This window comes from Mycobacterium sp. (assembly GCF_032162105.1).
In the GTDB taxonomy this organism is placed as follows: domain Bacteria; phylum Actinomycetota; class Actinomycetes; order Mycobacteriales; family Mycobacteriaceae; genus Mycobacterium.
On the sequence record NZ_JAVRPS010000342.1, the window covers coordinates 1 to 4,820 of the forward strand.

A 4,820-nucleotide genomic window follows, 5' to 3' on the forward strand; every position below is an offset into this window, starting at 1 on the left:
AGCCTGCGCAGTCGGGCCTGGGTGTTGTTGAAGACGATGACGATGCAGAACGTGGCGTGTCCGATGATCACGGTCGCCAGCCCGAGCGTGATGCCGAGCGCCGAGGTGAACGTCGCGTTGAGCGCGATGCCGGTGACGATGCCGGGCAACGTGATCGGCAGCACGACCAGGAAGCTGATGGCGTTGCGGCCGAAGAACTCATACCGTTGCACCGCGAAGGCAGCCATGGTGCCCAACACCAGCGCGATCGCGGTGGCGCCAAGCCCGACCACCGCGGAGTTCCCCAGGGACTTCCACATCCCGGTGCTGCCCGCGGCGTCCGCCCACCAGGCCAGGGTGAAACCGGTCGGGGGGAAGGCGAACGTCCGTGAGGCGTTGAAGGCGTTGACGACGACGAGAAGCATTGGCGCGTAGAGGAACACCAGCACCAGCACGGTCCAGGCCAGAGTCACGCGGCGAACGCCGGTGGACAGCATCAGACGTTCTCCAGCGCGCCCGTGCGCCGCATCGCGAGCAGGTACAGCACGATCGCCGCCAACGGGATGATCGACAGTGCGGCGGCCAACGGTTGGTTGTTCGCGGTGACGAGCTGGCCGTAGATGATGTTGCCGAGCAGCTGTGTCTTGCCGCCGACGATGGTGACCGCGATGTAGTCACCGAGCGACAGTGAGAAGGTGAAGATGGACCCGGCGGCGATGCCGGGAAACACCAACGGCGCGACCACCATTCGAAGCGTCGACACGTCGGACGCGCCGAGGTCGGAGCTGGCGTCGATGAGCGAGCCGGGGACGCGCTCGAACGCCGCGAACACCGGGATGATCATGTACGGCAACCACAGATAGGTCAGCGTGACGACGGTGGCGGTCAGGCCGTAGCCAGGGCTGTACCCGGTGGCCCAGGCCAGCGGCCCCTCCGGGGAGAACAACATTCGCCACGCGTACGCCTTGACCAGGTAGCTGGCCCACAGCGGGGTCGTCACCGCCACCACCAGCGCCAGGCGTACGCGCGGCGACGCGACCTTGGCCATGTACAGTGCCAACGGCACCGCCAGCACCGCGCACAGGACCGTGACCACCAATGCCACGCCGACGGTGCGGAGCGTCACCGTGCGGAACACCTCGTCGGTCAACACCCTGGTGATGTTGTCGGTCGTGACGGTGCGCACCACCGCGCCGGTGAACGAGTTGGTGGTCCAGAACGCCGAAATCAGCAGTACGACAAGCGAACCCAGGTACGCGACAGCAAGCCAGGTCAGTGGCGGTACCAGGAGGAGCGCCAGGCCGAGCCGCCGCAGCCGCCCCGGCGACGACGCCGACCCCTCCTTGGCGGTCAGTTCGTCAGGAGCGGCACCCGTCACCCCTTGATTTGCTGCCACTTGTCGACCCACTCGTCGTAGGCCGTGCAGTTGTCCCCGCTGCCGTCCACGCACTGCTTCTGGGGCGTGGTCCAGTAGTGGATCTGGTCGGCGTACTTCGCATCGGTCGCGTGGTAGATGTCGCAGAAGTCCTTCTCGGTGGTGAACTCGCACGCCTTCGTCTGGGCCGGCGCCTCACCGAAGTACTCGGCCACCTGGGCGTTCACCTTCGGTGAGGTGATCCAGTCCATCCACTTGTACATGCAGTTGGGGTGGGCGGCCTTCGCCGCGACCATCCAGGTGTCCGACCAGCCGGTGGAGCCCTCCTTCGGCAGCACCGTGTTCACCTGAACCTTGTTCTCGGTCCCGATCGTGTTGGCGATGACCTGCCACGTGGTGCCGATCACCGAGGTGCCGGACTCGAACGCCTGGACCTCCTTGGTGTAGTCCGACCAGTACTCGCTGATGTTCTCCCGCTGCGCCTTGAGCAGCTCGACCGCGGCGTCGAGTTGTTCGCTCGTCAGTGAGTACGGGTCCTTGATGCCCAACTCCGGCTTCGTCTTCGAGAGGTAGAGCGCGGCGTCGGCGATGTAGATCGGCGAGTCGTATGCCGTCACCTTGCCCTTGTACTTGCTCGCCCCGTCGAACACCGAGCCCCACGAGTTCGGGGCGTCGCGTACGACGTCGATGTTGTACATCAACAGGTTGGCGCCCCAGCCGTGCGGAACCCCGTACATCTGGCCGTCGACCGAGTTCCACGGCTTGTCCTTGAGGAACGACGAAATCGACGCGTAGTTGGGCACCAGCGCGGTGTTGACCGGCGCGACGTCACCGGCGTAGATCAGCCGCAGCGTGGCGTCGCCCGACGCCGAAACGCCGTCGTACTGGCCGCTGCGCATCAACTGCACCATCTCGTCGGACGTGTTGCCGAGCTTGACGTTGACCTTGCAGCCAGACTCCTTCTCGAACGGGGTGACCCAGTCGACCGCAGGGTCGTTGGAGCCGTTCTCGGCGTAACCGGCCCACGCGATGATGTTCAGTTCGCCCTCGCCGTTGCCCACGGCGCTGAGCGGTTCCATCTTCGGCGGAGTCTGGCCGGTCCCGCCGGAGGTATCCGAGCTCGAACACGCGGCCACCAGGGCGCATGCGGCGAGGGCGAGACCGAGTCGCACGACAGTGGGTTTCATGGTTGGTGCTCCTGTCAGTTTGATCAGCCGTCCAGGTCGTGGACGGCACTTTCCTTCCACGCCAATGTGATTGGCGCGCCGTGATCGACATTCGGGGGGAGCCATGTGCTCGCGGTGAGAACCGTGGCGGTCAGGGTGACGCCGGGCGGGGCGGTCGCGACGACCCGGGTCGTTGGTCCGGCGTAGATGACCTCGGCCACCGTTGCCTCGACCGTGCGCACGCCGGGCACGGGGTCGGTCCCCGGTGCGAACACGGCGATGCGCTCGGGTCGTATGGCGAACGTGCCTGGCCTGCCGACGAGCGCTTCGGCCGCGGCACCGTCGAGCACGTTCGCCGTCCCGACGAAGTCCGCGACGAAGCGATTGGCCGGGTTTTCGTAGACCTCCCTGGCCCGGCCCACCTGTTCGATGCGGCCATCGTTGAACACGGCGAGCCGGTCGCACAGGGTGAGCGCCTCGTCCTGGTCGTGGGTGACGATGACGAACGTGATGCCGACTTCGCGCTGGATCGCCTTCAGCTCCACCTGCATCTGCTCGCGCAGCTTGAGGTCGAGCGCGCCGAGGGGCTCGTCGAGCAGCAGCACGCGCGGCCGCCCGACCAGGGCCCTGGCCAGCGCGACGCGTTGACGTTGGCCGCCCGACAGCTGGGCAGGGCGGCGCGGGGCGTGAGCGGTGAGCCGGACCATGTCGAGTGCGTCGCCGGTGCGGCGCCGCCGCTCGGCCTTCGGCACGCCGCGCACCTTCATCCCGTACTCGACGTTCTGAGCCACCGTCATGTGAGGGAACAGCGCGTACTCCTGGAACACGGTGTTGACGTCGCGCCTGCGGGCCGGCCAGGAGGTGACGTCCTCCCCGCCGAGCCGGATGATGCCGGCGGTGGGCTGTTCGAAGCCGGCGATCATCCGCAGCACGGTGGTCTTGCCCGACCCGGAGGGTCCGAGGATGGCGAACAGTTCGCCGTCCTCGACGGTGAGGTCGGCACCGTCGACCGCGACGACGCCGTTGGCGCCGCGTTCGTGGAACACCTTGCGCACGCCGATCAACTCGATCTGGACTTCGCCCTGGGCCGTCGCGCTAGCGGATGGCGCGGCGGTGGTCCCGGAATCCGGCCCAGCAGGCATGGCGAGAATCGTATGGATCGGTCGGTCGAACTGCAGCCCAAAGTGCGGATTTCGAATGGAGCGGGTGTTTCGCCGACTGTTTCCGTCCGTCGGCTACCTCGGGGCGAAGGTCCAGAATGTTGATACAGATGTGACCAGTGGCGCTGATGAGAATATTGAGGTGTTTGTCATACCCTGAGGTACATGTCGATTTCCCGGCGCGACGTACTGAGGTATGCCGCCGCTGCGCCTGCCGTTCTCGGCCTGGGCGGCACGTTGGCGGCAATCTCCGCGCCGTCGGCGTCTGCGGCGCCCCTCGGCATCCTGCTCGACTACGCGGCAGGGGTGATCAGGGCAACCGACATTCGCACAGCGGGAGCAGCGGGTGCCATCAGGTACGTCTCCGACCGTCGCCCGGGTGGCCAGTGGATGCTCGGCAAGCCCATCCAGCTGCCTGAGGCCCGCGACCTGTACCAGAGTGGCCTCAAGATCGTGTCCTGCTACCAGTACGGCAAGCAGGACACCGCCGACTGGCTCGGCGGCCAGAACGCCGGCGTGCAGCACGCCAAGCGGGGCTGGCAGTTGCACGTGGCTGCGGGTGGGTCCTACGGGGCGCCGATCTACGCGTCGATCGACGACGACCCGTCATATGACCAGTACAAGCAGCAGGTCGTGCCGTACCTGAAAGCGTGGGAGTCGGTCCTCGGACGCCAGCGTGTCGGCGTCTACGCCAACTCGAAGACGATCGACTGGGCACTCCAGGACGGCATCGGCACGTACTTCTGGCAACACAACTGGGGATCGCCCAAGGGGTTCACACATCCGGCCGCGCACCTGCACCAGGTCGAGATCGACAAGCAGAGTGTTGGTGGTGTCGGCGTCGACATCAATCACGTCCTCAAGCCCCGATTCGGGCAATGGGACTAGTGCCTACTGACCGGTAAGTCCGGTCAGCAAACAATTGGGCTCTCGTCGGCCCGTTGGGTAGACACATTGGTCGATGTTGTCGCTTTTCTCGAGGCGCCCACGCTACCGCCGGTAACCGAAGATCAGTACATAACGATTCGGTAACAGTACTGCTTTGATCTGCGCTGTTGTTGCTACTCGACCGTAACCACGTGCAAGCAGGACGTTTGTCCCGGAAGACTCGCGGGCCGCCGGAAGCCCGCGTTACTCAAT

Annotated in this window: 5 protein-coding genes; 1 reads left to right on the top strand and 4 read right to left on the bottom strand. The window is 65.9% G+C overall.

Translation table 11 applies throughout. The annotated features are described in order from the left end of the window. The 4 genes from QOC69_RS17440 to QOC69_RS17455 all read right to left on the bottom strand — a co-directional run. Positions 1 to 476: ABC transporter permease (locus QOC69_RS17440; RefSeq protein WP_526441774.1), on the bottom strand; the 476-nt coding region annotated here is incomplete at its 3' end. Further along, entirely contained in the window at positions 476 to 1,375 is a 900-nt protein-coding gene (locus QOC69_RS17445; RefSeq protein WP_526441776.1) for an ABC transporter permease, read from the bottom strand. The genes QOC69_RS17445 and QOC69_RS17440, both read right to left, overlap by 1 nt. Then, positions 1,354 to 2,541: an ABC transporter substrate-binding protein gene (locus tag QOC69_RS17450; protein WP_526441779.1), complete on the bottom strand. Its 1,188-nt coding sequence runs from the start codon at positions 2,539 to 2,541 to the stop codon at positions 1,354 to 1,356. Before QOC69_RS17450 ends, QOC69_RS17445 begins: the two co-directional genes overlap by 22 nt. A 23-nt stretch (positions 2,542 to 2,564) precedes the next feature. Then, positions 2,565 to 3,662, bottom strand: a complete 1,098-nt coding sequence (locus tag QOC69_RS17455; RefSeq protein WP_526441781.1) for an ABC transporter ATP-binding protein — start codon at positions 3,660 to 3,662, stop codon at positions 2,565 to 2,567. Between the two features lie 183 nt (positions 3,663 to 3,845). Between QOC69_RS17455 and QOC69_RS17460 the strand changes: the two genes are divergently transcribed. After that, on the top strand, positions 3,846 to 4,568 hold the full coding sequence (locus QOC69_RS17460; protein ID WP_526441783.1) for a glycoside hydrolase domain-containing protein: 723 nt from the start codon (positions 3,846 to 3,848) through the stop codon (positions 4,566 to 4,568). Positions 4,569 to 4,820: the final 252 nt, after the last annotated feature.